This is a genomic window from Marinobacterium sp. xm-d-564 (genome assembly GCF_013283345.1).
Lineage (GTDB): Bacteria > Pseudomonadota > Gammaproteobacteria > Pseudomonadales > Balneatricaceae > Marinobacterium_E.
The window spans coordinates 20,578-46,857 of sequence record NZ_WBYO01000004.1 but is presented as its reverse complement, the minus strand read 5'-3'; the positions used below and the strand labels follow the sequence as shown (position 1 = coordinate 46,857).

General features: G+C 48.8%; 27 protein-coding genes. 7 read left to right on the top strand and 20 right to left on the bottom strand.

The window, feature by feature from the left end; translation table 11 throughout:
- Positions 1-46: 46 nt before the first annotated feature.
- Complete coding sequence (gene rpsB, locus XMD564_RS05785; RefSeq protein ID WP_173481456.1) at positions 47-781, bottom strand: 30S ribosomal protein S2; 735 nt, start codon at positions 779-781, stop codon at positions 47-49.
- A gap of 387 nt (positions 782-1,168) precedes the next feature.
- Here rpsB and map point away from each other — a divergent pair, with 387 nt between their 5' ends.
- Genes map through XMD564_RS05770 form a run of 3 tightly spaced genes read left to right on the top strand, consistent with a single transcriptional unit; the run spans position 1,169 to position 4,950 of the window.
- Positions 1,169-1,939 carry a type I methionyl aminopeptidase gene (map, locus tag XMD564_RS05780; RefSeq protein ID WP_173481457.1) on the top strand — a complete coding sequence of 257 codons (771 nt, stop codon included), beginning with the start codon at positions 1,169-1,171 and terminating at the stop codon, positions 1,937-1,939.
- A 5-nt stretch (positions 1,940-1,944) separates the two neighbouring features.
- A complete protein-coding gene (locus tag XMD564_RS05775; protein WP_173481458.1) occupies positions 1,945-4,644 on the top strand; it encodes a [protein-PII] uridylyltransferase in 2,700 nt (899 codons plus the stop codon).
- Positions 4,645-4,653: 9 nt separating this feature from the next.
- A complete protein-coding gene (locus tag XMD564_RS05770) occupies positions 4,654-4,950 on the top strand; it encodes a DUF1244 domain-containing protein (protein ID WP_173481459.1) in 297 nt (98 codons plus the stop codon).
- A gap of 42 nt (positions 4,951-4,992) precedes the next feature.
- On the opposite strand, the gene XMD564_RS05765 is transcribed toward XMD564_RS05770, so the two are convergent.
- Positions 4,993-5,646, bottom strand: a complete 654-nt coding sequence (locus XMD564_RS05765; RefSeq protein ID WP_173506340.1) for an OmpA family protein — start codon at positions 5,644-5,646, stop codon at positions 4,993-4,995.
- Between the two features lie 178 nt (positions 5,647-5,824).
- Between XMD564_RS05765 and XMD564_RS05760 the strand changes: the two genes are divergently transcribed.
- Entirely contained in the window at positions 5,825-7,672 is a 1,848-nt protein-coding gene (locus XMD564_RS05760) for a beta-ketoacyl synthase (RefSeq protein ID WP_173507980.1), read from the top strand.
- On the opposite strand, the gene XMD564_RS05755 is transcribed toward XMD564_RS05760, so the two are convergent.
- From XMD564_RS05755 to XMD564_RS05685, 15 genes are all read right to left on the bottom strand, one after another.
- Entirely contained in the window at positions 7,669-8,442 is a 774-nt protein-coding gene (locus XMD564_RS05755) for a TatD family hydrolase (protein WP_173494805.1), read from the bottom strand. The two genes, XMD564_RS05760 and XMD564_RS05755, sit on opposite strands and share 4 nt — an antisense overlap.
- A 1-nt stretch (position 8,443) precedes the next feature.
- The gene (locus XMD564_RS05750) at positions 8,444-10,027 is read right to left on the bottom strand and encodes a peptide chain release factor 3 (RefSeq protein ID WP_173483428.1); all 1,584 of its coding nucleotides are present in this window, start codon (positions 10,025-10,027) and stop codon (positions 8,444-8,446) included.
- Between the two features lie 108 nt (positions 10,028-10,135).
- On the bottom strand, positions 10,136-11,086 hold the full coding sequence (gene rfbD, locus XMD564_RS05745; protein ID WP_173483429.1) for a dTDP-4-dehydrorhamnose reductase: 951 nt from the start codon (positions 11,084-11,086) through the stop codon (positions 10,136-10,138).
- A 78-nt stretch (positions 11,087-11,164) separates the two neighbouring features.
- Positions 11,165-11,554 carry a hypothetical protein gene (locus tag XMD564_RS05740; RefSeq protein ID WP_173489269.1) on the bottom strand — a complete coding sequence of 130 codons (390 nt, stop codon included), beginning with the start codon at positions 11,552-11,554 and terminating at the stop codon, positions 11,165-11,167.
- Positions 11,555-11,560: 6 nt separating this feature from the next.
- Positions 11,561-12,286: a lysophospholipid acyltransferase family protein gene (locus XMD564_RS05735; protein WP_173483431.1), complete on the bottom strand. Its 726-nt coding sequence runs from the start codon at positions 12,284-12,286 to the stop codon at positions 11,561-11,563.
- A 4-nt stretch (positions 12,287-12,290) separates the two neighbouring features.
- The gene (gene moaD / locus XMD564_RS05730; RefSeq protein WP_173483432.1) at positions 12,291-12,545 is read right to left on the bottom strand and encodes a molybdopterin converting factor subunit 1; all 255 of its coding nucleotides are present in this window, start codon (positions 12,543-12,545) and stop codon (positions 12,291-12,293) included.
- Between the two features lie 20 nt (positions 12,546-12,565).
- Positions 12,566-13,042, bottom strand: a complete 477-nt coding sequence (moaC, locus tag XMD564_RS05725) for a cyclic pyranopterin monophosphate synthase MoaC (protein WP_173507979.1) — start codon at positions 13,040-13,042, stop codon at positions 12,566-12,568.
- Positions 13,042-14,163 carry a 1-acyl-sn-glycerol-3-phosphate acyltransferase gene (locus XMD564_RS05720; protein WP_173482230.1) on the bottom strand — a complete coding sequence of 374 codons (1,122 nt, stop codon included), beginning with the start codon at positions 14,161-14,163 and terminating at the stop codon, positions 13,042-13,044. Before XMD564_RS05720 ends, moaC begins: the two co-directional genes overlap by 1 nt.
- Before the next feature lie 133 nt (positions 14,164-14,296).
- Entirely contained in the window at positions 14,297-15,916 is a 1,620-nt protein-coding gene (locus XMD564_RS05715) for a TRAP transporter large permease (RefSeq protein ID WP_173489270.1), read from the bottom strand.
- Between the two features lie 12 nt (positions 15,917-15,928).
- The gene (locus XMD564_RS05710; protein WP_371731479.1) at positions 15,929-16,603 is read right to left on the bottom strand and encodes a TRAP transporter small permease; all 675 of its coding nucleotides are present in this window, start codon (positions 16,601-16,603) and stop codon (positions 15,929-15,931) included.
- Positions 16,604-16,692: 89 nt separating this feature from the next.
- Complete coding sequence (locus XMD564_RS05705) at positions 16,693-17,682, bottom strand: DctP family TRAP transporter solute-binding subunit (protein WP_217362123.1); 990 nt, start codon at positions 17,680-17,682, stop codon at positions 16,693-16,695.
- Between the two features lie 219 nt (positions 17,683-17,901).
- Positions 17,902-18,570 (bottom strand): energy-coupling factor ABC transporter permease, encoded by a 669-nt coding sequence (locus XMD564_RS05700; protein ID WP_173482228.1) that lies wholly within the window; start codon positions 18,568-18,570, stop codon positions 17,902-17,904.
- A gap of 9 nt (positions 18,571-18,579) precedes the next feature.
- A complete protein-coding gene (gene rimI / locus XMD564_RS05695; RefSeq protein ID WP_173489271.1) occupies positions 18,580-19,017 on the bottom strand; it encodes a ribosomal protein S18-alanine N-acetyltransferase in 438 nt (145 codons plus the stop codon).
- A 15-nt stretch (positions 19,018-19,032) separates the two neighbouring features.
- The gene (locus tag XMD564_RS05690) at positions 19,033-19,875 is read right to left on the bottom strand and encodes a hypothetical protein (protein WP_173482226.1); all 843 of its coding nucleotides are present in this window, start codon (positions 19,873-19,875) and stop codon (positions 19,033-19,035) included.
- A gap of 2 nt (positions 19,876-19,877) precedes the next feature.
- Positions 19,878-21,416 carry a 2-isopropylmalate synthase gene (locus XMD564_RS05685; protein WP_173482225.1) on the bottom strand — a complete coding sequence of 513 codons (1,539 nt, stop codon included), beginning with the start codon at positions 21,414-21,416 and terminating at the stop codon, positions 19,878-19,880.
- A gap of 108 nt (positions 21,417-21,524) precedes the next feature.
- Between XMD564_RS05685 and XMD564_RS05680 the strand changes: the two genes are divergently transcribed.
- Positions 21,525-22,670, top strand: coding sequence for a MalY/PatB family protein (locus XMD564_RS05680; protein ID WP_371731480.1), 1,146 nt, complete (start codon positions 21,525-21,527; stop codon positions 22,668-22,670).
- Here the strand turns inward: XMD564_RS05680 and epmA are convergent.
- Positions 22,667-23,635 (bottom strand): EF-P lysine aminoacylase EpmA, encoded by a 969-nt coding sequence (epmA, locus tag XMD564_RS05675; RefSeq protein ID WP_173482224.1) that lies wholly within the window; start codon positions 23,633-23,635, stop codon positions 22,667-22,669. The two genes, XMD564_RS05680 and epmA, sit on opposite strands and share 4 nt — an antisense overlap.
- Before the next feature lie 63 nt (positions 23,636-23,698).
- A complete protein-coding gene (efp, locus tag XMD564_RS05670) occupies positions 23,699-24,262 on the bottom strand; it encodes an elongation factor P (protein WP_173482223.1) in 564 nt (187 codons plus the stop codon).
- Between the two features lie 103 nt (positions 24,263-24,365).
- On the opposite strand from efp, the gene epmB reads away from it, so the two are divergent.
- Together epmB and XMD564_RS05660 are read left to right on the top strand one after the other, a co-directional pair.
- Positions 24,366-25,373 carry an EF-P beta-lysylation protein EpmB gene (epmB, locus tag XMD564_RS05665; protein WP_254443665.1) on the top strand — a complete coding sequence of 336 codons (1,008 nt, stop codon included), beginning with the start codon at positions 24,366-24,368 and terminating at the stop codon, positions 25,371-25,373.
- Between the two features lie 40 nt (positions 25,374-25,413).
- A complete protein-coding gene (locus tag XMD564_RS05660) occupies positions 25,414-25,935 on the top strand; it encodes a hypothetical protein (RefSeq protein WP_173507978.1) in 522 nt (173 codons plus the stop codon).
- Positions 25,936-25,952: 17 nt separating this feature from the next.
- On the opposite strand, the gene XMD564_RS05655 is transcribed toward XMD564_RS05660, so the two are convergent.
- On the bottom strand, positions 25,953-26,273 hold the full coding sequence (locus XMD564_RS05655) for a DUF1820 family protein (RefSeq protein ID WP_173482221.1): 321 nt from the start codon (positions 26,271-26,273) through the stop codon (positions 25,953-25,955).
- Between the last annotated feature and the right edge of the window lie 7 nt (positions 26,274-26,280).

The following is a 26,280-nucleotide window of genomic DNA, read 5'->3' as shown; positions in this document are numbered from 1 at the left end:
CCCTTTTGAAAGTATGTAAGTTAAAGGTTACAAACCTAAGACTGAATTACTCAGCCGCTTGCTCTTCAACTTCAACGAATTCGCTTGCAGCGCCACCCGTTGCATCAGAACCTTCTAGGCACGCGTCTGCAACAGACTGAGCGTAGATCTGAATGGCACGTAGTGCGTCATCGTTACCTGGGATAACGTAGTCAACACCGTCTGGGTTGCTGTTAGTATCAACAACACCGATGACAGGGATACCAAGCTTGTTAGCTTCGTTGATTGCGATGCGCTCGTGATCTACGTCGATAACGAATAGAGCATCTGGAAGACCGCCCATATCCTTGATACCGCCGATAGATAGCTCAAGCTTAGCCATTTCACGGCTACGCATTAGCGCTTCTTTCTTAGTCAATTTCTCGAAAGTACCATCTTGTGCTTGAGCTTCAAGATCACGTAGACGACGGATCGACTGACGGATTGTCTTGTAGTTAGTTAGCATGCCACCCAACCAACGGTGGTTTACGTAAGGCATGCCCGCACGTGATGCTTCTTCTTTAACAACCTTAGCTGCTGCACGTTTAGTACCAACAAAAAGAATTTTGTTTTTGTTAGAAGCCATGTTTTTAACAACGTCTAGTGCGTTGTTCATAGCTGGCAGAGTGTGCTCAAGGTTGATGATATGAATTTTGTTACGCGCACCGAAGATGAACTTCGACATTTTTGGGTTCCAGTAACGAGTCTGGTGACCGAAGTGAACACCTGCTTTAAGCAGATCGCGCATATTTACTTGTGCCATTTGGTATTTCCTCTATGGGTTTAAACCTCCACACCCCCCATTTATCAACCCCTTAGGGCACCCAGACAAACGTGACGAAGTGTGTGTGTTTTAGTTTTAGTGCCGAAGCACGATTTTTGGGAGCGCAGTTTATACCATAAAGACTAACGTTTGAGAAGTAATTTTACTCCCTACCTACCTTTTAAAGCGGATGTCAGGCTGAAGGCCAGACACCCAATTAAAAACCACTTAAAGATCTAGGGCGTCTGGCTTTCAGCCTGACATCCGCTTTCAAAATTACATAGCAAACTCCGGTAGACCAAAACACTACCTCCTGTACAATAAGCAGTATCAAAAACGCCTTCAATTTTCCGAAGCGCAAATCACCGATTTAAAAAGGATTCACCGATGACCATCAAGATCAAAACCGCTGACGAAATCGAAAAGATGCGAGTGGCTGGACGCTTAGCCGCCGAGGTTCTTGAGATGATCGAAGAGCATGTAAAGCCTGGCATCACAACCAATGAGATTGACCAAATTTGTCACAACTACATTATTGATGTGCAGCAAGCGATTCCAGCACCTTTGAACTACCACGGTTTTCCTAAATCCATCTGTACATCAGTCAATTCAATCGTTTGTCACGGCATCCCCAATGACAAAGCCTTAAAGAACGGCGATATTGTCAACATCGACATTACCGTGATCAAAGATGGGTACCATGGCGACACCAGCAAAATGTTCTTTGTAGGTGATGTTGCACCACATGCAAAACGCCTCTGCGAGATCACTCAAGAGTGTATGAACATGGGTATTGAGCTGGTCAAACCGGGTGTGAAACTCGGTGATATCGGCGCCGTGATTCAGAAACATGCCGAAGCAAACCACTACTCGGTGGTTCGCGAGTATTGCGGCCACGGCATCGGTGCAGAGTTCCACGAAGAGCCTCAAGTCCTCCACTACGGCAAAGCAGGAACTGGTGAAACCCTTGAAGAGGGTATGTGCCTAACCATCGAACCGATGATTAACGCCGGCAAACGCCAGGTTAAGTTAAACAAGCGTGACGGCTGGACTGTAGAGACAGCAGACCGTCGTCTCTCTGCTCAGTATGAACACACGATTTTAGTGACGGCTGATGGCCATGAAATTCTCACCCTGCGTAGTGAAGAGAAAGGCTAAATTTGATGAGCCAAGCTATCAAGCTGACACCCGTCCCCATCAATGGCATCGAGAAGTTTTTAGATATCAAACGGCTCGAACAAGAGATCAATGATGGCAACTTGACCACTGCCCTGAAAAGCGCAGTTAGACATGCTACGGAAACGATGCATGAGAGCTTCAAAGCGAAAGAGGATATTCGCAAGTTGATCTACGGTCGTGCCTGGGTGATTGACCAAATCTTACGAGTTGCCTGGCAACATTTCGATTGGCCAGACGAATCCAAAGTCTCGCTGATCGCAGTCGGGGGCTATGGCCGAGGGGAGCTACACCCCCACTCCGATGTCGACATTCTGATTTTGATCGATGGTGTTGAGGCTGAAAGTTTCGAGGAGACCATTAGCGGCTTTTTGACACTTCTTTGGGATATCAACCTGGATATTGGCTCTAGTGTGCGCACCATTGAAGAGTGCTATCAAGAGTGCCGTAATGACATTACCATCGCCACCAACTTGATCGAGTCACGCCCGCTGACAGGGGACCCATCCCTGCAACTAAAAATGTTTGAGCGCGTCACTCAGGATGACGCCTGGACAGACTCTGAATTTTTCAAAGCGAAAATGAAGGAGCAGACAGCACGGCATCAAGGCACCAACAACACCGAATACAATCTTGAACCAAACATCAAAAACTCCCCAGGTGGACTGCGCGATCTTCAAACCATCGGCTGGGTTGCCAAGAGACACTTTGGTGCCACCTATATTAGAGACTTAGTCAATCACGGCTTTTTAACGGAGTCAGAGCTTGAAACACTCAACAAAGGTGAACTCTACCTCTGGACAGTTCGTTATGCCCTGCATATGCACTCAAAGCGCCGTGAAGATAGACTGCTGTTTGATCACCAGCGCACTCTGGCTGAGTACTTTGGATACTCGGATGACAAAGGTTCGTTAGCGGTTGAACAGTTCATGAGCCGCTACTACCGTGTTGTTAAAGCGATGTCAGAATTCAACGGCATGCTACTGCAATACTTTGACGAAGTTATTCTTAGAGCCGATGTAGAGCAACAGATACAGAAGCTAAACTCACGCTTTATCGTTCGCGACAATTTTCTGGCCGTCGCACACAACAAGGTATTTGAGCAGAACCCTTTTGCCATCATGGAGTTGTTTGTTCTGATGGCACAGAATCCTGAAATTAAAGGTGTTCGTGCCTCGACGATTCGATTACTTCGAGATCACAAACACCTGATCGATGATGATTTCAGGTCTGACCTACGAAATACCAGCCTCTTTATGGAGCTACTGCGCTCACCTGAACGTGTCTCAACAGAGTTGAAGCGAATGAATCGTTACGGCATTTTAGGCCTCTATCTACCTGAGTTCGGTAATATTGTTGGCCAGATGCAACACGATCTTTTCCATATCTACACGGTTGATGCACACACGCTCAAAGTGATTCAGATGATGCGTCAGTTCCGGCACACAGAGTTTCGTGAAACCTTCCCTGTGGCTCATCGCGTAGTGAACAATCTACCGAAAATTGAGCTACTTTACGCGGCCGGCCTCTACCACGACATCGCCAAAGGTCGCGGAGGTGATCACTCAGAACTCGGCGCAGTCGATGCACTGGAGTTCTGTAAACGACACCACCTAGGAAAATGGGACAGCGCACTGGTCGCCTGGCTAGTGGATAAACACCTGATCATGTCGATGACGGCACAACGACGCGACCTTTCAGACCCTGAAGTCATTCATGAATTTGCTAGCATCGTGGGCGATGTGACACACCTGGACTATCTCTATGTGATGACCGTCGCTGACATCAATGCGACCAATAATGAACTTTGGAACAGCTGGCGGGCAACCCTGCTTCGTCAACTCTATGCCGAAACCAGGCGTGCTCTTCGACGCGGACTAGAGAACCCTCTGGGTAAAGAGGAGTTGATTGAACAGACTCAGTTTGAAGCACTGCAATCCCTTAAGCGATTGGGAGCCAAAGAGGAGCGCGTTAAAAATCTGTGGCAACACTTTGGGGATGACTACTTTTTACGCATCGACAGTCAAGCCGTTGCCCGGCACACACAGGCCATACTTGAACATGGCAACCAGCCATTGCCGGTTGTGACGCTGCACCAACACAGCTATCGCTCTCATGAGGGTGCGACGGAGATTTTCATCTTTACTGAAGATACGACCAACCTCTTCGCCGCAACGGTTGCCTCATTAGACCAGCAAAATCTCAGTGTTCAAGATGCCCGCATCATGGCAACCAATAACGGCTACACGCTCAGCATCTACATGGTGCTGGATGAGAACAATCAGCCATTGAATGACAATCCAGACTACCAAAAAGAGATTCAACAGCAGTTGGTCGATGAACTGGATGATCCCGCAGACTTCCCTGACATCATTCATCGAAGAGTACCGAGGCAGCTTAAACTGTTTCCGATCAAAACCAGTGCTTCAGTACACACCGATCCCAATCTGAAACAGACCGTACTTGAGGTATTCACAGCGGACCGCCCTGGTCTACTCTCTCGAATCGGACGTATCTTTGCGCAGTTTGAGATCAATGTTCACAACGCCAAGATCGCCAACATCGCCGAGCGCGTTGAGGATTTTTTCTATTTAACCAATGCCAACAATCAGCCGATTACTGATCCAGAAATCTGTGAGCAACTCACCAGTGAGATCTGTAAAGAGCTTGATCAGCATATGCAGTAAGGAACCGAGATGGAACAACAGACTAAAACAGAAATCGAAGCGGCGGTATTTCGCCGTCTAGTGGAGCATTTAGACAACCACAAAGAGGTTCAGAACATCGACCTGATGAACCTAGCCTCTTTCTGCCGAAACTGTCTCTCTAAGTGGTATGTTGCAGCGGCTGAAGAGCGCGGCAAGAGCGTTGATTATGAGCAAGCGCGAGAGCTTGTCTACGGCGAACCTTATGCTGATTGGAAAGTGAAGTACCAAAAAGAGGCCAGCGCAGACCAGTTGAGCAAGTTCAACGAAGTCACCGGCGCTAAGTAATCTTTTTATATCCAGGTGCTCAACCGAGCACCATCTTCTTTTTTACATTTCCGTACCACGAATCCAGATCTCTACTCGGCGATTCTGTGCACGCCCCTCTTCTGTCTCATTAGAAGCCAGCGGATAGCGCTCACCAAAACCGCGAGTCGCGATACGAAGAGCATCCACACCTACCTGTCTTAAATAGTTAGAAACAGCAGCCGCACGTCTTTCAGAGAGCATCTGGTTGTATTCAAATGACCCAGTCGAGTCGGTGTAACCATCCACATTAATGCTGGTCTTTTCAAACTTCGCCAACACTTTAGCGACTGAATCCAAAACCGGATAAAAGGCGTTATCAAAACGCTCATTGTCCACAGCAAAGGTGATATTACTTGGCATAACCAGGCGAATCTCATCACCCACTCGCTCGACGCGCACACCCGTCCCTTCAAGCTCTTGACGCAGTAGCATCTCTTGCTGATCCATGTAGTAACCGACTCCAGAACCAACAGCACCACCCAGGGCTGCACCAATCAGTGCACCCTCGGCACGATTACCTTTAGATACAATGGCACCCAGTACAGCACCCGCTGCTGCGCCAATACCTGCACCGCTGGTCGCATTGGCTGTTTTAGTTTGCTGTGTATAGGGATCGATGGTTTGACACCCAACCAGAGCACAACATACCGCTATCGAGAGTATTGAACCTTTCATCAAATTCCTCCTACATCTCTTAAATTCATCCTTTTCTAGGCTCAGTGTAGCCTCAAAAGTCGAACCGAGCATGTGGGTTAACATTTTTTTACATTTGCCGCCTCAGCGTCTAGCCAGAACCTGACCTGCAAGTTACAATTTCCTGATATTTTTTGTGTCATTTATGGGGAGCAAGGCAGTGTCTCATTTACCGGTCATCGTTGGTTTTGGTGGCATCAGCCCCGCCGGTCGCTCCTCATTCAACCAAGGCTACAAACGCCTCATCTTTGACACCTTGTCTGATAAAGATCAGCAGGATGTGTTACAGGATCTCGCCGTTCTCACCAACAGTCATGCAGATGAGCGACAGGCACTGCTTGATGCCACCCTGATCCGTAAAATTCCAACTTCATTCTTTGACGCAAATCGTGTCCTGATGAACAAGGCATCAAAGATCCATCCGGCAGGTGAATCCATTAAATTCACTCTGCGCAAACGTGATCTTCCGACCAACATCCCCGACAACTGGACATTGGCAGATACCGAGGCAGGCCAGGTCGAAGTCACCCTAACCGGTGCGCTCGACCTAATCTTCAACGATACACGCGTACTGCCTGTTCAGAGCGCCGGTATGTTGCCTGAAGGGTTTGAACCGGGTTCTCTATACCAATCACGCAACCATCCGCGCGCACTGCAAATGGCGATCTATGCAGCCTCTGATGCACTGGCCTCCACAGGTCTGGATATCGATAAACTGCTCGATACTCTGGCTCCTGATCAAATTGCGGTATTTGCCTCTAACTCAATTGGCCAACTCGACGACTTAGGCTTTGGCGGTCTCAATAAATACCCTGCGATTGGTAAGCGCACAACCTCTAAGCAGATGCCGTTGGGTTATGCGCAAATGCCGGCTGATTTCGTTAACGCCTACATGCTTGGCAACCTTGGCACGACCGGCGGCGCGCTCGGTGCCTGTGCGACTTTCCTGTACAACCTGCGTAATGCCGTTGAAGCGATTCGCACCAATAAGGCTGAGTTTGTTCTGGTTGGCGGGTCTGACGCCCCGGTCACTCCAGAGGTTATTGAAGGGTTCCGCGCCATGGGCGCATTGGCTGAAGACAAACAGCTTCAGGCACTGGATAAGCTCGCTTCACTTGCTGATGTAGACCACCGTTCAGCCTGCCGTCCATTTGGGGACAACTGCGGTTTCACCATTGGTGAATCGAGTCAATTTATTGTTCTGATGAGTGATCGCCTAGCGATCGAGACCGGCGCTCAGATCTATGCTTCGGTGCCTGATGTCTATGTTCATGCCGACGGTTATAAAAAATCGATCTCAGCACCCGGTGTCGGTAACTACTTAACCCTGGGCAAAGCGGCCTCTTTGGTTGAGAAGCTACTCGGTTCTGAAGCGCTACAGCAGCACTCAATGATTCAAGCGCATGGCACCAGCACACCACAGAACCGAGTGACTGAATCACATGTATTAAACGAGGTCGGCAAAGCGTTCAACATCAATGATTGGACGGTCACTGCGGTTAAGACTTACCTCGGACACTCTCAGGGCACTGCGGGTGGTGACCAACTGGTTTCAACACTGGGTGTTTGGGAACAGGGAGTCATCCCCGGCATAGTTACTACTCAGGCAGTAGCTAGCGACGTTCATCAGAGCCATCTTGAGCTACCTCTTCAGCATAAAGAAGTGGGTAATCAATTCATTTCTAACGCGTTGATCAACTCTAAAGGCTTTGGTGGCAACAACGCGACTGCGGTACTCATCTCGCCGACCGAGACGATTAACCTGCTTCAAAAACGTTATGGCGCTGCAGAGATGCTTGAGTGGCAGAAACGCTCAGAAGCGACAGTCGCTCAGGCTCATGAGTATAACCAAGCCGCACTCAAAGGCACGACTCGGCCGACTTACCGTTATGACTATGCGGTGCTTGCTGGTGAAGATTTAGAGATCACTCATTCTGGAATTAAGGTTCCAGGTCGCTCTTTGCCAGTCAGCTTCGACGTTTCAAACGCTTACGAAGATCTAACCTAAAGCCCCAAAAGAGCAGCCACATTGTGATGAGTTTGCTGAGCAATAGATTCAGTAGACTCACCACGTAACTCGGCGACTGCTTCAGCCACTTCTGCAACCCTAAACGGGTGATTTGGCTTACCCTGATGACCGCTTAACGGCATATCGGGCGCATCCGTCTCAAGCGCCAAGCTTGTCACTGGCAGTGAACAGACGACCCTTCTGAGTCGATTAGCTCGATCATAGGTCACTGCCCCACCAACACCAATCAAAAATCCCAAGGCAACAAGATTATCCGCTTGCTGCTGGCTACCCGAGAATGCATGGGCAACGCCACCTCTACGTAAACGGTGGCGTTTTAAGCGCTGCGTAATCAGATCGACGGAGCGGCGAACATGAAGCACAACCGGCAATTCAAATGCAGCCGCTAACTCTAACTGAGCATCAAAGAGTTTCTGCTGCCTATCTAATTGTGGATCTTCAATAAAAAGGTCTAATCCACACTCACCAATCGCAACAACGTCATCTCTCTGCTTAAGGAGCGTCTCTAGGGTCAAAAGATCTTGATCAATATCGTGCTGTTTTAGAAAACAGGGGTGCAAGCCAAGCGCCAGATGACGCCGAATGGGATGGTTAAGCTGACAGGTATGGATCACTCTAGGCCAATCGCTAGCCGTGACTCCGGGTACCAGAATATCCGTTACACCCTTTGCCTGTGCTTGATCGAGATGAGAGCTGATTCCCACTGCAAACTCGGGAAAGTCGAGATGGCAATGGGAATCAAAAAGCATGTTAGTGCTCGCGAGTAGCGCGGAACTGAATATCCGGCCAACGCTCTTCGGTGAGGTTTAAGTTCACTCGTGTCGGTGCCAAGTAGGTCATTAGACCTGCACCATCTTCGGCCAGGTTGTCATACCCTTTTTTGCGGAAGTCATTGAGCATCTTATCGTCAGCACACTCAACCCAACGAGCCGTCGCAACACTGATCGCCTCATAGACACAGTCCACTTTATACTCATCTTTAAGGCGATACATGACCACGTCAAACTGAAGCTGACCGACCGCGCCGAGAATCAGATCGTTGTTGCGAAGTGGCATAAACAACTGCACCGCACCCTCTTCGGACAGCTGCTGCAACCCTTTCTGAAGCTGCTTCATCTTCAGTGGATCAGTAGGACGCACACGCTTAAACAGTTCAGGAGCAAAGTGTGGAATGCCGGTAAATTTAAGCTCTTCACCTTCTGTAAAGGTGTCGCCGATTTGAATGGTACCGTGGTTGTGCAATCCGATGATGTCACCAGACCAAGCCTCTTCCACCGCCTCTCGATCACCCGCAACAAAGGTAACCGCGTCTGCGATACGAACATCTTTGCCGATGCGCGTATGTTTCATCTTCAAACCTTTGGTGTATTTGCCTGAACAGATACGCATGAAGGCAATGCGGTCACGGTGCTTTGGATCCATATTCGCTTGGATCTTAAAGACAAAGCCTGTGAATTTATCTTCATCCGCCTGAACCTCACGTGTCTCTGTTGCACGATGAGAAGGGGCAGGAGCCCAATCAACAAAATCATGCATCATCTCTCGAACACCAAAGTTACCTAATGCCGTACCAAAGAATACCGGAGTCATGGTACCCGCTAGGTAGGACTCCTTGTCCCACTGGTGGGTAGCCCCTTGTACCAGTTCGATCTCGTCACAGAACTCTTCATAATCGGCACCCAACAGCTCACGAGCTTCGTCGCTATCCAAGCCTTGAATGATATTCTGTTCAGCAAGCAGATGCCCCTGCCCCTTGGTGAACAGGTGAATTTGATCCGTGTAAAGATTGTAGACCCCTTTAAAACGCTGACCGGCACCGATAGGCCAGTTAATCGGTGCGGCTTCAATTTTTAGTACCGATTCAATCTCATCCAAGAGCTCAATAGGGTCACGTATCTCACGGTCTAACTTATTCACAAATGAGAAAATAGGAGTATCGCGAAGACGACAGACATCCATCAGTTTAATGGTACGGTCCTCGACACCCTTTGCGCCGTCAACCACCATCAAAGCAGAATCCACCGCGGTCAATGTGCGATAGGTATCTTCCGAGAAGTCCTCGTGCCCCGGTGTATCCAGTAGGTTAACGATACGGTCACGGAATGGGAATTGCATCACAGACGAGGTGATCGAGATGCCACGCTCCTGCTCCATCGACATCCAGTCAGAGGTCGCGTGACGATCACTGCCTCGGCCTTTTACGGTACCAGCAACCTGAATCAACTGACCTAATAGCAATAGCTTTTCGGTCATAGTGGTTTTACCCGCATCAGGGTGGGAGATGATTGCAAAAGTGCGGCGGTTAGCCACTTGATCGTGAACTGCGTTTGACATGAATCGTTCTTCTAGAAAATTGAAAAGAGCCGTCGCTCAGAATTGGCGCGTATTTTCGCTGATTCTAAGCGATTAGACAAACGACTCGACCGTTTTAGAGCAGATTGACTAGGAACCTAGCTCTTCCGCTTTGGTTTCTACCGTCGGTTGAGGCACTTTACTGCCATCTTCACCGTAGATTTCACGAATCAGTCTTTGCAGGTCGACGCGCCATGGACGTTGACGAATACCGAAGGTATTCAAAATCTTCTTACAGGTCAGCACGGATGAAGTTGGGCGTTCGGCCCCCTCCTCTTCTGCGCCAGCCACCGGGCGAATTTTACGAACCGCCAGCTCCTCATATTGGCCAGCAGCAGCGATGATCGCCTCAGTAAATCGGTAGCGCGTTGTGATCTCTGCACCGGAGTAGTGGTAGGTACCCCAGTGATCAGCACCCTCTTCCAACTGTTGGATAATCGCCAAAATTACTCGAGCCACATCATGCGCAGCGGTTGGGCATCCACGTCGATCATCCACCGCTTCAATGGTTTTATACTCACGCGCTTTATCGAGCATTTTGGTCAGATAGTTGACTCCGGACTCACTGAATACCCAGCTGATTCTAAGAATAATGTGTTTAGGTTGATAAGCTCTAACATGCTCTTCACCGCGCAGTTTTGACTCACCAAAGGCTCCTAAGGGAGCCGGCTCATCCAGTTCAGTATAGCCACTCGCATAGTGACCATCGAACACGTAATCAGACGAGATATGGATAATTGGAATACTAAGGTCACTGCAGGCTTTAGCCAGATTAAGAGGCCCATCCGCATTAATTGCAAAGGCTTTGCCTGGGTGGGCATCGGCCGCATCAACCTGATTGAAACCGGCACCATTAAGAACGTAATGTGGAAGTACATCCGCCAATTTGGCTTCAATGGCAGCCGGATCAGTCACATCAAAACTGCGATGGTTGACGGGGATTATTTCGATATTTTCTAGCTTTTCAGCGACACGACAAAACGCTCGGCCAATCTGCCCTTCCGAACCGGTTACTAAAATTCTAATTTTATCGCCGTACAACTCTGAATCACTCCAACAACCATTAATATGAGTTTAAAAAGGAGAAACCGGCAGTGCAACCAGTAATTGCTGCTTCAGTCACACCCTTGCAGGTTGTGACTGCTGTGCGATCATTTCGATCAGAACTTGAGAGGTTAGATAACGCGCTTTGTCATTACTGCGTAAGCTGATAACCGAATCTAGAACATCGCACGCAGCGATTGAGATCTGTTTTTCCAGCAACACTTGAGCAACCTTAGCAAACTGATCACTCGACAGCCGGGTAAAGTCATAGACTTTACTGAGTAGAAGCAGATCGCCCGACTTCAATTTATCCAAAATCTTTAAGAGCTGAATGGGTTCAGAGGTCTCTTCAAAGGCCACTGAATCAAGCTCGATACCGGCCACTCGAGCACTGTCAGCCAATCGAGCCTGAAGCTGGGCTTTACCTTCATCGCCATGTATTGAGGCGTATCCAAACAGTGACATAGATCCTTAGGCTTTGATGCGTGTAAGACTTTCTTCAAGCCAGTCTACAGAATCCTTATGCACTTCTTCAACAGTTCTCTCTGTCGTTTCGATAGGTTTACTTATAAGAACATCAACCGTACCAGGGTGCTTAATAAAACCCTTTCCTGGCCAGAAACGACCCGCATTATGAGCGATGGCGACTAGAGGAACTTCACTGCTCACAGCCAACATAGCTCCACCTTTATTCCAACGACCTAATTCACCCACCGGAAGTCGGGTACCCTGAGGAAAAATAAGGATGGGCACACCCGCAGACAATTTTGCCTTACCTTGGTCCAGCAGTTGTTTTAGTGCGCCTCGACGTTTACTGCGATCAAGAGCGATCGGTTCTAGCAGAGCAAGCGCCCAACCAAAAAATGGGATTTTCAGTAACTCCTGCTTAAGGACCACCACCTGTGGCTGGATCAACAGCTGAAAATAGATCGTCTCCCACTCACTCTGGTGATTAGATATCGCAACATAAGCACCCGATGCAGGGAGGTTTTCTCGCCCCTGAACATTGACCTTAACGCCACAACAGACTCGTAGCCAAACAATATAGAAGTTATTGATCGCGGTTACAAAATAGAATCTTGGTTTAAACGGCAGTGCACGAGCAACCACCAGACAGAGTGATGCCCAGACGATCGTCACTGGATAGAAGCCTGCGTAATAGCAGAGCGCACGAACAAACCCAATCAGCTTAGTCACTGCATCAACCCCCTGTCACAGGCGGGAAGAAGGCGACTTCATCACCCTCTTTAATGGGAGCACTTCTATCAGACATCTCATGGTTCACCGCAACCAAAACCGTCGACCCATTAATGGTTGAAGACCACTCTTCCCCGTGCATTGTCGAAAGATGATCAATCAAAGAGTCGACTGAACTGATACCTTCAGGAAGGCCGATACTCTCTTCAGAGCGACCGATGCGATCTTTTAAACTGGCGAAATAGACAATTTTTAACATGTAGCTTCCAAATAGTGCTGTTATTCAGCAATCCAGTGGCCCGATTTACCACCCTTTTTCTCTTGCAGAGAGACTTGATCGATCACCATACCTTTATCGACCGCCTTACACATATCATAAAGTGTCAAACCGGCCACAGAGACAGCGGTCAGCGCTTCCATCTCAACACCCGTCTGGCCACTCAATTTGCAGATCGCGCTGATCTCAACACAGCTCTCTACTTCATTCGGCGTCAGCTCAACTTTCACACTCGACAACATCAGAGGGTGGCACATTGGAATGAGGTCGGAAGTACGTTTAGCCGCCATGATCCCAGCAATACGTGCTGTCGCCAGTACATCACCCTTTTTATGACCGCCATTGACGATCATTGAGAGAGTCTCTGGCAACATGGTCACACGACCATAGGCTCTTGCTTCACGGAAGCTAACCTCTTTTTCAGAGACATCGACCATTCGAGCCTGACCCTTCTCATCGATATGAGTAAACTCTGACATCAGTGGCTCTCCGTTTGCGCATTGTTGTAGTTTAAAACCGGTTTAGCGTACATCGCTTTCAAAATATCTTTAGCAGCGCCATCAACCTGACTCAGCCTTGACTCAAGTAACGCCAGCCCCTCATCAGTTGCTTCACCTGCAGCGGCTAGATTGGTGGCATGCAAGCGGTAATTTTGGTGTATCTGACGGTCAATTTCTGCCGCCAGCTCTTCTGCCGATTCAAATTCACCTCGAATAGGCTCACCAAAGCCTACATGAACGCGGCCTTTGTCACCGACAATCCCTTTGACGATACTCTGAATATCTTCGAACTCACTCTTCTCATAAGTTCCGCCCTCAGCTTTGGCAGCCAACTCATTGGCTTTAGCCGAGTCACAAGGGTCTAGTTCGTATGCGATAGATACTGGGACAATATTGAGTCGCTCCACCATCTCAGAGAAGCTACGTTGCTTACGCTGAGACATATAGAACATTTTCAGTAGCGCTGGATCTGTACGATCGTCACCATCTTTCGCACGCCCTTCGCGCTGAGCGATCCAGACGGAATGTCCCGTGGTGACACTGTGATCGATGTAACTAGAGAGCTGAGTTAAGGCCGTCATCATCTCACGTCCTTTAGCAGAACGGTTGACGATAAACGACTTGTTCAAACGCATCAGATCTGACACGTAAGGCTTACGCAGCAGGTTATCACCGATCGCAATTCGGACTGTGTCCATCCCTGCATGGTAGAGCATCCAATTCACGAACGCTGGATCCATAGCAATGTCGCGATGATTAGAGACAAACAGATAAGCATCCTCTTTATCGAGCTTATCCAATCCACTGCAACTTAACTTGGTCGTGGATCGTTTGATCATCTTGTTCATGTAGCTTTCAACAAGCTGTTGAAAATCACGAACGGTATCAACATCACCCATGCGTGCCGCTAGATACTGCTTGACGATGGGCCTTAAAAACCATCCCGCCCAACCTGAGGCTTTAGGAAACTGATACTTTGTAATGGCATCCACAAACTCATTATTGTGGAGGAGATCAAACAGAACCTGACCCACTTCATCATCGCGGTAGGGGCGAATCTCTTTATAGGGGTCGTCGTTGTTAACAGCAGTGTGACTCATAGATATCCAGTGTTATAGCAATAGGCGCTTATTTTAGAGCTTTAAGCGCTAATTAGCACCTGCCATCTACCTAAACAAAAACGGGGAGGGTTCATAGAACCATCCCCGTTTAAAAAATGAGTCGAATTAAGGACTATTTGGTCACTAATTCAGGACCCATGATGCTGTAGGGTAGCCAGGTCGAGATCGCTGGCACATAGGTCACAAGAATCAAGAAGACAAAGAGTACCGCGACAAACGGTGCGGCCGCCTTCACGACACGCGACAAGCTCATACCTGTAATCCCCGAGGTTACAAACAGGTTCAAACCGATCGGTGGTGTGATCATACCGATTTCCATGTTAACTACCATGATAATACCTAGGTGAATTGGGTCGATGCCCAACTCCATGGCAATCGGGAATACAACCGGTGCCACAATAACCAATAGACCTGATGGCTCCATGAACTGGCCACCGATCAACAACAGAATGTTGACTGCAATCAGGAATGACCACCAAGTAAAGCCCACATCGAGCATCCACTCAGTCACGTGCTGAGGAATACGCTCAGCCGATAGAGTGTGAGCGAACAACAGTGCATTGGCGATGATAAACATCAGCATCACTGTGGTTTTGGTACCCTCAAGCATGGTCTTACGGCTCTCTTCACCGAACAGTGATGGGAAGAAGGCTGTAATCAGAGTCACAAAGTTACGTTTCCAGATCGCTAAGCCTGCAACAAAGCAGTGAGCAAAACTCTCATTCATGGCGTGACTGCGCTTAATGGTGTAGAAGATGGTCAAGGCGATACTGACCACAGCACCCCAGATTGCACGCTCGCCAGCGGTTACCGTGCTATCTGGATCCGACGTCGCAAAGAACGACAGGATCATCCAGACTAAGAAGAGTGACACACCATAAACCGAACCACTGAAGCCGACTTTCGCGTGTGGCGCATCCGACTCAAGTACCCATGGCGTGTTTTTCAAAGGCCCCATATCGCGATAGATAAAGAGCGCAACAATAATTGAGTAGACCGCCGCAACAACCGCAGCCTCTGTTGGGGTGAATGCGCCTCCGTAGATACCGCCCATGATGATGACGATCAGGAACAGTCCCCAGAATGCATCCTTACCACCACGAACGATGGTACCGAAACCTTTCCACTCCTCTGCAGGCAGGTTTTTAATACGTGCAACCACGTAGATAGCCAGCATCAGCATACCGCCGGCAATTAGACCTGGAATAACACCAGCCAAGAACATACGACCTACCGACACATCCGTCGATGCCGCGTAAACGACCATAACGATAGAGGGCGGAATCAAGATACCCAAAGTACCCGCGTTTGCGATAACACCCGAAGCGAACTCTTTTGAGTAACCCACTTGGCGCATACCGGCGATAGCAATCGTACCGATCGCGACAACAGTCGCTGGCGATGAACCAGAGAGTGCAGCAAACATCATACAGGCCAATACTGACGCCATCGCAAGACCACCACGGAAGTGCCCCACTGACGCAATCGCAAAGTTAATCAAGCGTTTCGCAACACCACCGGTCGACATGAACGACGACGCGATAATGAAAAACGGGATCGCTAAAAGAGTGTAGTGTGTACCGACACCAAACAGCGAAATCGCTACAGACGACAATGAGTCTGTAGAGAAGAAAGTAATAAATAGAATTGAGGATAGGCCTAGCGCCACACCCACAGGAAGACCGATAAAGAGCAGACCCAATACCAGTGCAAATAGAATTAATGCTTCCATCAGTTCAGGCCCTTAATCTTTCAGTGCATCTTTGTGCTCATCAACAAGGTCTTCCGCCTCGTGACCAGCAATGAGGTGATGACGTGCACCGGTCCAAATACCGACAAACGCCTGCAGTGAGCGATAAGCCAACAGAGCCAAACTGATTGGCAGAATAACCAACACCAACCAACGTTGAACACGCTCTTTAACGCCGAACCACTCCATAATGAAGTCAGGCCAACGCATCTCTTCGACACCGATGTTGATCTTGTACATTTTAGCCCAGTACTCAATGGCACCACCGCGGACATCGACGCCCAAGGCTGCCAACCAAGCACTATCAAGAAGAATCAAGGCGTACATCAGCGTTGCAAAAGCTGCAAACAGCGACAACCACTTACCGACCCTGCTAGGTACCGCATTAAGAACGATATCGACACCCAAGTGGGTACCATTCTTAATACCGAAGCTCATCCCCATCAAAATCAGCCATGAGAACATCACCATGCTGAATTCAAGTGCCGCTGACCAACCGGTTCCGAAGGCGTAGCGAGCAATAACCTGACCAAAGGATACGGCCATGATCGAGAAGATGATTAGAACAAGGAAATTCTCTTCCAGTTTTTCCATAAATCTTGGGAAACGTTTCTCTAAGCCCCAGATCACTAGAATAAGAATTAAGAGGTAAAGATGCGGCCACTCCACGTCAGTACTCCAATATGTTGAGCTACATAAGCTCGGGAAAAGGAAAGGACGGGCTCTAAACGAGCCCGTCGATCATCAACCTAAGTTGATTAAGAGTTTGCAGCAGCTTCGATTAGATCAGCACCGATCTTATCTTCAAACTGTTTCCAAACAGGTTTCATAGCGTCAACCCACTCTTTACGCGCAGCATCGTCAAGTGTGTTGATTTTGCCGCCACCCTTAAGGATGTTTTCACGGTTGCCCTGCTCTTTCGCTTTAACTGCTAGGTTAGCTTCGTTAGTCACGTCTTTAGCGATCGCAATGAACTGCTCACGAGCGTCTTTAGGCATAGAGTCTAGGAACTCTTGAGACGTCATGAATAGGTATGCAAGAAGCTGGTGGCTAGTCTCAGTCGTTGAATCTTGCACTTCGAAGAACTTCTTAGTGTAGATGTTTGACCAAGTGTTTTCCTGACCGTCTACAACGCCAGTCTGTAGTGCACCGTAAACCTCTTTAAATGCCATTGGCTGTGGTGAACCGCCCATTGCTGCGATCATCGCTTTAGCAACGTCAGAGTTCTGTACGCGGAACTTTAGACCTTCAGCATCAGATGGTTTTAGTAGTGGTTTGTTGGCAGAGAAGTACTTCATACCAGACATCCAGTAACCTAGGCCTACAAAACCAACATCTTCCATTGCAAGAAGAAGGTCCTGACCAGCATCAGAGTTAGTGAAGCGCATTGCAGCGTCCATATCTTTGAAGATGAATGGAAGGTCGAATACGCCAAACTTAGAAGTGTAAGAACCGAACTTAGATAGTGAAGGCGCTAGGATCTGTACGTCACCTAGTAGAAGCGCTTCAAGCTCTTTAGAGTCACCGAACAGTGTAGAGTTTGGGTAAACTTCGATACACATAGTGCCGTTCATTTCAGCGTTTACACGCTCAGCAAGTTTGTTAGCCGCAACCACTTTAGGGTGAGTTGTACCACCAGTAACGTGTGAAAGTTTTGCAACGATCTCGCCAGCGTCACAGTTAGCCTGTGCAGTAGCAGCCGATACAGATAGAGCCAAGGCAGAAAGGCCAAGAGTTAGTTTTTTCATTATTTACACTCCAGTTTGTATTAGGTCACAACGACCTTGTAAAAAGCACTTTTGCAAAGCAGAAAACGTGCCAACAACCTAGATATATATTTATTTTCAACAAGTTAGTGAAAATAAATACAGGACATAAGACTTAAAGGAGGCATTAATGGCGGATGCTCGCCGAAGCTAATCAGCAAGAAGTGGCGGAAAACCGCCACTTAGCAATGCGATGGCTTACTACTGATTGTCGATGTACTTAGCCGCGTCAAATGTACGAATCCAATCGGGATGAAACACCATGACAGCGGTCATAAGAATGCCGTTAATGAGCCCCTCTGGGAACATAATCAACGGCAAGAAGGAGATGTACTCGTGATAAATCGTTTGCCAACTGTGGATACCTGACAAGCCAAGCACAAGCGACAGGGTCAACCCCGAGCTAGCGACTGCAAACCCACCACCAATAAAGGCGGCTAAAAAGAGATAGGCAAAGAAGTTAGGCGGGTATCGTCTCTCAATATATTTAAGAAGCGTGATGGTCAGTGTCGCTGGCACCACAACAATCGCAATTAAATTTATGGCCAGCATATCAAAGCGCTCCACTCCAACTAGAGTGATGCCGAGCATCGCAATCGCGCCAGCCAAGATGGCAAGATCCCAGCCAAACATCAGTGTCAACGCGGTCATACCCAAAAAGTGAACACTCAACCCTTCCGATAGGCCCGCTCTAAAGGTCCAAGTCAACATCAGCAAGACCATAGCGCCGAACAACAGATGCTGAAGTCGAGGCTCAGCCCAAAGCGCTTGAAAAGGCACACGTTTAAAGGCACTCCAGATAGAGGTAACCGCTAAAAGTGCCGCTACCAGATGCCAAATAAGATTGATGTCTAAGATAGGATTTTCCATCTGTTTAATTTACACCGGTCGTGACATTAGGATCGCATCCTCCCTACCCTCTTGACCGATCAGCGGGTAGTAATGTTTACGCAGACCGTCCGTGACAAAACCCACCGATTGATAGAGACGAATCGCCGCCTCATTAGAAGCACGCACTTCCAACATGACACGGCTGATTCCATCCCCAGTGAACTGTTCAAGCTGATCAGTCAGCATCTTCGCCGCCCAACCTTCTCCACGCCGATCAGGCACTACGCCAATGCGGAGCAGTTCCGCTTCATCAAATAACCTTTGGTAGAGCGCAAAGCCGATCGGTTCGTTAGCGTCAAACAGTGTGTAGCAGGGAAAACGATCATCTTGAGATAGATACGTCTGCCATTGAGATTTTGACCAGTAATCAGGAAAGCACTGTTGATCCAGAGCAAACAGTTGATCAATCGTCATCACAGCAGGCATTTCAGAAGATAAACACTAAACCAGTGGCTGAAGATCAGACCAGATCTGCTGTTTAGCGCCAGGCATATTAAGAGCCTGCGAGAGTGATTGGGTCGTTAGATAGTTCAGTCCCGATTGTTGCAGTGGCAGCAGTTGCCCATGAGTCTCATCCACACCTTCACCAACCACCCAATTCGCAAGCCCCTCGCCAAACAGAATAACGGTCTCTAGACCAGACTCTTTCTGCATAAAGCTCAACTGTCGCTGCACATGTTTTCTCGCTTCATGCGGCCCCTGATCCAGGGTTTTACCGGCAAGCATAGGCCACTCAAGCGTAATCGGCAGTGTGATTGATTGTGGTGACTCTCCAAGAGCTTGAACAATGCCCGCCAAAAGACGCTTATGCTTATTGGAGAAGCCTTCGCGAGCACGAATGGGAAGATTATCGATTAGTAGGAGTCGGCCCGCTCGAGCCATAACAATTTTATAACGCGGCGCAGGTTCAAAGCTTCGTTTGACCGAAGTAGTGGGCGATGTTTGAGGCTCTTTAGAACTTTCATCAGCCGTCAACTCAGCAACGGCAGCACGTCTGATGTTAGAAGAACCTACCTCTGCCTCATCGGGAGCGGAGACCTCTAAGGCTTCACCAATCTGAGTAATCGCACGACGCTCAGCATGAGGCTCGACAGGCTTGTGTGCTTGTGGAGCCAACGCCTGCATCACCTCTTCATCGTCACCAAGGAGATCCGCAGGATGAGCAAAGCGATAGACCCAATCAGGCGAAGGCTTTGCTGCTGGCAAGATTTGACGAGGCATCCACTGCTGGATACCAAGCTGATCTAAATAGGCGGCTTGGATTCGAGCCTGCTGAACTGACATGATTAAACCTGTGGGTGCGCTTTTTCCGCGTTAGTATCCAGAAGATTGAGCGCATGGATATAGGCCTTAGCCGATGCAATGATGACATCGGTATCGGCACCTAAACCATTTACGATGCGACCACCCTTCTCAAGACGCACGGTGACTTCACCTTGCGAATCGGTTCCTTCAGTCACGGCATTCACCGAATAGATCAACAGTGTAGAGCCAGAGTTCACCTGTGACTCAATCGCTTTAAAGATAGCATCGACTGGACCACTACCCTCAGCACAGCACGAGTGCTCTTGCCCATCAATACTCACAACTAGATCGGCTTGAGGTGTCTCACCCGTTTGCGATGTCACAGATAGGTTGACCAACTGAAAACGTTCGCTTGACGCTTCGGCACGGCTATTGCTGACCAGCGCCATAAGATCCTCATCAAAGATCTCATGTTTCTTATCGGCTAACACTTTGAAGGCTTGGAAAGCGCTGTTTAGATCAGCATCACTCTTGAACGTAGTACCCAGCTCCTCAAGACGTGATTTAAATGCAGCACGGCCTGAATGCTTACCCAATACCATTTTATTGGTCGTCCAACCGACACTCTCTGCGGTCATGATCTCATAGGTTTCACGGTGCTTCAGTACACCATCTTGGTGAATGCCCGATTCATGAGCAAAGGCGTTAGCGCCGACAATCGCCTTGTTAGGCTGAACAGGGAAACCTGTCACGCTAGACACCAGTTTAGAGGCACCGACAATGTGCTGAGTATCAATATTGGTCTCAAGACCCATAACGTCTTGGCGAGTTTTCAGTGCCATAACGATCTCTTCTAGGGCTGCGTTACCAGCACGCTCACCCAAACCGTTGATCGTACACTCCACCTGACGTGCACCCGCTCCCACGGCTGCCAGTGAGTTGGCGACCGCTAGGCCTAGATCGTTATGACAGTGGACAGAGAAGATCGCTTTATCCGAGTTTGGAATACGCTGAATGAGCTCCCCGATCACCTCAGCAAACTGATGAGGCACGGCGTAACCGACCGTATCAGGGATATTGATAGTACGAGCGCCAGCATCGATCACTTTTTCGATAATACGGCACATAAAATCCAACTCAGAGCGGCTAGCATCTTCTAACGAGAACTCGACATCATCGATCAGATTACGCGCTCGCTTAACGGCATGCACAGCCTGCTCGACAACACGATCAGGCTCCATCTGAAGCTTGTACTTCATATGAATCGGCGAAGTCGCGATAAAGGTATGAATACGACCTTGCGCAGCATTCTTCAGCGCTTCACCCGCACGATCAATATCCGCATCCAAAGCACGAGAGAGTGAACAGACTCGGCTATCTTTGATGTTGTCGGCAATATTTTTCACCGCCTCGAAATCACCAGGACTCGCAATGGCGAAACCCGCTTCAATCACATCAACTTTCATACGTTCAAGCTGACGAGCGATTCGCAGTTTCTCTTCACCGGTCATAGACGCACCGGGACTCTGTTCACCATCGCGCAGCGTGGTATCAAAAATAATAACGCGATCGTTGCTCATAAGGGTCTCCACGAATTTAGGCCGTAGAAATAATTTCTCTAACGGCTCGCTATAAAGAGTAATTGGCCTATGATAGCTTGATGATCGACCAGTAGAAAGGGAAGAGTAGTGAGTGAACCAATGAATGATTTCGATTTTGATCACTTAATTGATCGCCAAGGGACCTGGAGTGACAAGTGGTCTAAATACGCCGGTACAGACATACTTCCAATGTGGGTTGCTGATACCGATTTTCGCTCTCCACAAGCTGTGATTGATGCTTTAAAAACGCGTGTCGATCATGGCGTTTTTGGCTACACCCGCACACCAGAAACACTCAATCAGCTGTTTTCTGAACGCATGCAGCGCCTATACAACTGGACGGTCTCTGCTGAAGATCTAGTCTGGTTACCCGGTCTCGTCTGCGGGCTAAATTTAGCGACCCGCGCTTTAAGCACGGCTGAGCAATCCGTCATCACCGCCCAACCTATCTACCCACCCTTTATGTCCGCTCCCGCTCTCTCTTCGAGGGCGTTGATCACCATTCCCATGAAGGGTCGTGTCATTGATTTTGATGCACTAGAAGAGGCCATTACAGCAGAAACCAGACTGCTACTTTTCTGCAACCCACACAATCCTGGGGGTGGCGTCTACCGCCATGAAGAGCTCGAGAGGCTCGCACAGATCATTATCGATCAGGATCTATTGATCTGCAGCGATGAGATTCATTGCGATCTCATTTTACAACCTGAACTACAGCACACACCGATCGCGAGTTTGAGTGAAGAGATCGCCTCACGCACTGTGACGCTGATGGCGCCCAGTAAAACCTGGAACATTGCAGGGCTGGCCTGCTCTGTTGCGATCATTCAAAACCCCGAATTAAGAGCGCGATTTAAAAAGGTACGCAAGGGCATAGTGCCCGACGTCAATCTACTGGGCTACACCGCGGCAGAAGCCGCCTACTCACAGGGAGACGAATGGAATCGCAAGCAGTGCGAATATCTTAAGGGAAATAGAGACTACCTGATCTCTGAAATAGGCAAGATTCCCGGCTTAAGCATGCTACCTAACGAGGCCACCTACCTTGCCTGGATCGATGCCAATCAGCTTGGCGTCGACAGCCCACAACAACTGTTTGAATCTCAGGGTGTGGGACTATCTGATGGGGAGGATTTTGGTGCACCTGGATTTGTTAGACTTAACTTCGGGTGTCCAAGATCGCGTATTGAGGAAGCGGTTCGTAGGATGAAGCTGGCCGTCGATTCGCTCTAACAGCGCTCAAACCCGAAAGGGACAACCTCTTTGATACTGCTCGCGCCAACTTTGATCATCAGCAACCGATCAAAACCAAGTGCCACGCCGGCACAAGCTGGAATGCCGGATTCTAGGGCCGAGACTAAACGAGTCTCCAGCGGTCGTCGTGGAAGCCCTGAGGATTCACGCTGCTGATCGTCAGCTTCCAGCCGTTCAGCCTGCTCAGCGGGATCTCGCAGCTCCTGATAACCATTCGCCAACTCCATACCGCCCGCATACAGCTCGAAGCGGGCAGCCACTTTGACACCCTGATCATCCTCAACAACCTCAGCCAACGCAGCTTGAGAGGCGGGAAAATCAAATACTAGCACCGGTTCAATGAGTTTCGGCTCAATCAGATGCGACATGACCAGCTCGAGCCAAGTATCTTTGCGATCATCCGTAAAAGGGCACTCAAAATGGGGCTCAAGCAGAGCTTTTAACTGGTCAATGGTCGCTTGATGAGGATCCACGCCCACAAAGCGTTTAAACAGTTCACGATAACTGAGACGTTCCCAATGCTGCGGCCCCAGCACCGCAGTAACCAGAGCCTGAACTTCATCCATCAGCTGCTGCGCACTGAAACGAGGGCGATACCACTCAAGCATGGTGAATTCAGGATTGTGAAGCCGCCCTACCTCGCCATTCCTAAATGCTTTAGCCAACTGATAGATGGGGCCTGAGTCAGCTGCCAATAGGCGCTTCATGGCGTACTCTGGCGAACTCTGCAGGTAGTAACGCTGCTCTTCAGCCCCGGGGTAACTTGAGTAGGAGACTTCAAGTGAATCGATAAAAGGATCACTGACTGCCGCTTGTGACAGACATTGAGTATCCACCTCCATGACACCGCGTTCAGCAAAAAAAGCGCGCACATCAGCCAGCATCTTTGCTCGCTCACGAAGTGTTAAGATCTCTGCTGTAGGTTGCCAGTGATTTCGATTCATACAGACTCCAAAATTAGAACCAAAAACGGCAGCCGAAGCTGCCGTTTCTATTACGAACCCGTGTTAGGCACGGCTTACGTATTCACCGGTACGAGTGTCGATCTTAAGAACTTCACCCTGGTTAATAAATAGTGGCACACGAACCACTGCACCCGTGCTGAGAGTCGCAGGCTTAGAACCGCCCTGAGCCGTATCGCCTTTAAGGCCTGGATCAGTTTCAGTCACTTCAAGCTCAACAAAGTTAGGAGGTGTCACAGCAATAGGGTTGTCGTTAAATAGAGTGATCATCACTTTGTCACCCTCTTTCAACCACTGCGAACAGTCGGCAACGGCTTTCTCATCCGCAGCGTACTGTTCAAATGTGCTTGGCTCCATGAAGTGCCACATCTCACCATCACTGTAGAGGTACTCCATGTCACGATCCATCACATCGGCTGTTTCAGCTGATTCGTTCGATTTGAAAGTACGCTCCCAAATACGACCCGTCATAAGGTTACGAAGACGAACTCGAGTGAACGCCTGACCTTTTCCCGGTTTAACAAATTCAACTTCAACCATGTTACATGGATCGCCGTCGATCATCACTTTCATGCCAGTCTTAAACTGACCACTTGAAACGTTTCCCATCTCTTTTTCCAAATCATTGATTGAATGTTTGACGAGCATTCTACTTCAAAGGAGAATCGGCTCCAACAGATCGTTTACATTCTTGGAAATTTTGGTCACTTCAATGATGCAGCTGTTGGACATTACGCCAAACTCTTGGCAAGACTCACTGAAAAGTGCCATCACCGATCCTAAAGCCTTACTGGAGAGACTGTCCCTACCCAACGAGCTACTCGAACAGGCTCAAGCGGCTAGCCAGCTCTTCCCATTGCGCGTCCCTCTTGAGTTCCTAAGCCGCATGGAGCTAGGCAATCCAAACGATCCTTTGCTGAAGCAGGTCCTTCCGATCAGGGACGAGTTTATTCAGGCTCCAGGTTTCACAGAAGACCCGTTAAACGAGAGTGATGCACGCCCGACTCCAGGCGTTGTGCACAAATATAAAGATCGAGCACTGTTGATCTTGAGCGGAGCTTGCGCCATTAACTGTCGTTACTGTTTTCGCAGACACTTCCCTTACTCTGACAACCAGCTTAGTGGGGAGCATTGGCAAAGGGCTCTCGCCTATCTAAAAGAGCATACAGAGTTAAGAGAGGTGATCTTCTCAGGCGGTGATCCACTGGTCACCTCTGATCACCGTTTTTCAAAGATGGTAGCGGATCTTGAAGCCATACCTCATCTCGAACGACTCAGAGTCCACACTCGCCTACCCGTGGTGATTCCATCCAGAGTAACCGATCAACTCAATGACACCTTGCATAATTCAAGGCTCAATTGCGTCGTGGTCCTTCACATCAACCACGCCAATGAGATTGATCAGAGTCTGAGCGACGCCGTCACCAAGCTAAAACAGAGTGGTGCGACCATTCTCAATCAAGCGGTGTTGTTAAAAGGGGTCAATGACAGCGCTGATGAGCAGGTCAGACTCTCACGTGCTCTGTTTAGCGCAGGCATCCTCCCCTACTACCTCTTTCTTTTTGATCCTGTCGCGGGGGCCAGTCACTTTGATATCCCGATTGAACAGGGTAAAGAGATCTTTACGCAAATGCAGAGAGAGCTACCAGGATATCTTGTTCCTAGACTCGCGAAAGAAATTTCAGGCAAAACATCAAAAACCTTGTTAATATCCAGTTAAGGTTTTTGGAGAAAACAACGTGATTGCAAAAAGAATAACAATGCAAAACGCTTTAAAACTGACGCTACCAGCACTGGTATTGTCAGGTTGTATCAGCTTGCCAGACACAACAGCTAAGCTGACAACTCAACAGCCCATGACACCCGCTCCACCACAAAAAACCCTGGTTATTCACCAACTTCAGACGGAAGTCATCACCCAAAAAAATGTTGCTGCAGTCATCGACTTTAGCAATCAGACGGATCGCGACCTGGACTACGTGATGTTTAAGACGATCGCTTTCGACGCAGAGGGTAAGGTTATTCCTGCGATGAAGAGCGGCGATGATCATGCCTACTTGAGAATTGCAGGGCCTTTGTCGCCCGAGCATAGAACCGGCGATCAACAGTGGGATAAGGTCTGGGCTGACAGCTCGGTTAGCTGTTTTAGAATTGAGAGTGCCGAACTGATCTTTTCAGACTCAAGCGTAGAGGACTACTCTACGGATCAGATAGAGCTCCAACTACCCACCTTGCAGCCTGCCATCTGTCAGCACGACCAAGGGTCGCTGGCAAGTAACTGATTATCAGTTTCGCGAGGTTATTTACTCCGTGAGGGCATGACTGGAAAAGCGGTGACGGTGCCCTCGGCATCCGTAATACGAGCTTTTCCTCGCTTCTCAACCTCATCAATCTGAATAATGGCCTGCATCGGAACGAAAGAGCGTTTTACACCTGCGAACTCCTGCTGTAGACGATCTTCGGCAGGATCAATCAGCATCTCAGTGTGACTACCAAACACGAAACCCTCTAGCGCAACAAACCCCCACATATCAGCACTGTAAACCTGTTCAACGTAAAGCTCGTAGACTTTATCTTTGTTGATGTAAGTGACGCGATAGAGGCGTTTGGCATCGGCCATTGAGAAT

What these genes read in the sequence shown, in the direction of transcription:
- rpsB (WP_173481456.1), bottom strand. Translation starts at nt 781, where the DNA reads ATGGCACAAGTAAATATGCGCGATCTGCTTAAAGCAGGTGTTCACTTC.
- map (WP_173481457.1), top strand. Translation starts at nt 1,169, where the DNA reads ATGACCATCAAGATCAAAACCGCTGACGAAATCGAAAAGATGCGAGTG.
- XMD564_RS05775 (WP_173481458.1), top strand. Translation starts at nt 1,945, where the DNA reads ATGAGCCAAGCTATCAAGCTGACACCCGTCCCCATCAATGGCATCGAG.
- XMD564_RS05770 (WP_173481459.1), top strand. Translation starts at nt 4,654, where the DNA reads ATGGAACAACAGACTAAAACAGAAATCGAAGCGGCGGTATTTCGCCGT.
- XMD564_RS05765 (WP_173506340.1), bottom strand. Translation starts at nt 5,646, where the DNA reads ATGAAAGGTTCAATACTCTCGATAGCGGTATGTTGTGCTCTGGTTGGG.
- XMD564_RS05755 (WP_173494805.1), bottom strand. Translation starts at nt 8,442, where the DNA reads ATGCTTTTTGATTCCCATTGCCATCTCGACTTTCCCGAGTTTGCAGTG.
- XMD564_RS05750 (WP_173483428.1), bottom strand. Translation starts at nt 10,027, where the DNA reads ATGTCAAACGCAGTTCACGATCAAGTGGCTAACCGCCGCACTTTTGCA.
- XMD564_RS05740 (WP_173489269.1), bottom strand. Translation starts at nt 11,554, where the DNA reads ATGTCACTGTTTGGATACGCCTCAATACATGGCGATGAAGGTAAAGCC.
- moaD (WP_173483432.1), bottom strand. Translation starts at nt 12,545, where the DNA reads ATGTTAAAAATTGTCTATTTCGCCAGTTTAAAAGATCGCATCGGTCGC.
- moaC (WP_173507979.1), bottom strand. Translation starts at nt 13,042, where the DNA reads ATGTCAGAGTTTACTCATATCGATGAGAAGGGTCAGGCTCGAATGGTC.
- XMD564_RS05720 (WP_173482230.1), bottom strand. Translation starts at nt 14,163, where the DNA reads ATGAGTCACACTGCTGTTAACAACGACGACCCCTATAAAGAGATTCGC.
- XMD564_RS05715 (WP_173489270.1), bottom strand. Translation starts at nt 15,916, where the DNA reads ATGGAAGCATTAATTCTATTTGCACTGGTATTGGGTCTGCTCTTTATC.
- XMD564_RS05705 (WP_217362123.1), bottom strand. Translation starts at nt 17,682, where the DNA reads ATGAAAAAACTAACTCTTGGCCTTTCTGCCTTGGCTCTATCTGTATCG.
- XMD564_RS05700 (WP_173482228.1), bottom strand. Translation starts at nt 18,570, where the DNA reads ATGGAAAATCCTATCTTAGACATCAATCTTATTTGGCATCTGGTAGCG.
- rimI (WP_173489271.1), bottom strand. Translation starts at nt 19,017, where the DNA reads ATGCCTGCTGTGATGACGATTGATCAACTGTTTGCTCTGGATCAACAG.
- XMD564_RS05690 (WP_173482226.1), bottom strand. Translation starts at nt 19,875, where the DNA reads ATGTCAGTTCAGCAGGCTCGAATCCAAGCCGCCTATTTAGATCAGCTT.
- XMD564_RS05685 (WP_173482225.1), bottom strand. Translation starts at nt 21,416, where the DNA reads ATGAGCAACGATCGCGTTATTATTTTTGATACCACGCTGCGCGATGGT.
- epmA (WP_173482224.1), bottom strand. Translation starts at nt 23,635, where the DNA reads ATGAATCGAAATCACTGGCAACCTACAGCAGAGATCTTAACACTTCGT.
- efp (WP_173482223.1), bottom strand. Translation starts at nt 24,262, where the DNA reads ATGGGAAACGTTTCAAGTGGTCAGTTTAAGACTGGCATGAAAGTGATG.
- epmB (WP_254443665.1), top strand. Translation starts at nt 24,366, where the DNA reads ATGATGCAGCTGTTGGACATTACGCCAAACTCTTGGCAAGACTCACTG.
- XMD564_RS05660 (WP_173507978.1), top strand. Translation starts at nt 25,414, where the DNA reads ATGCAAAACGCTTTAAAACTGACGCTACCAGCACTGGTATTGTCAGGT.
- XMD564_RS05655 (WP_173482221.1), bottom strand. Translation starts at nt 26,273, where the DNA reads ATGGCCGATGCCAAACGCCTCTATCGCGTCACTTACATCAACAAAGAT.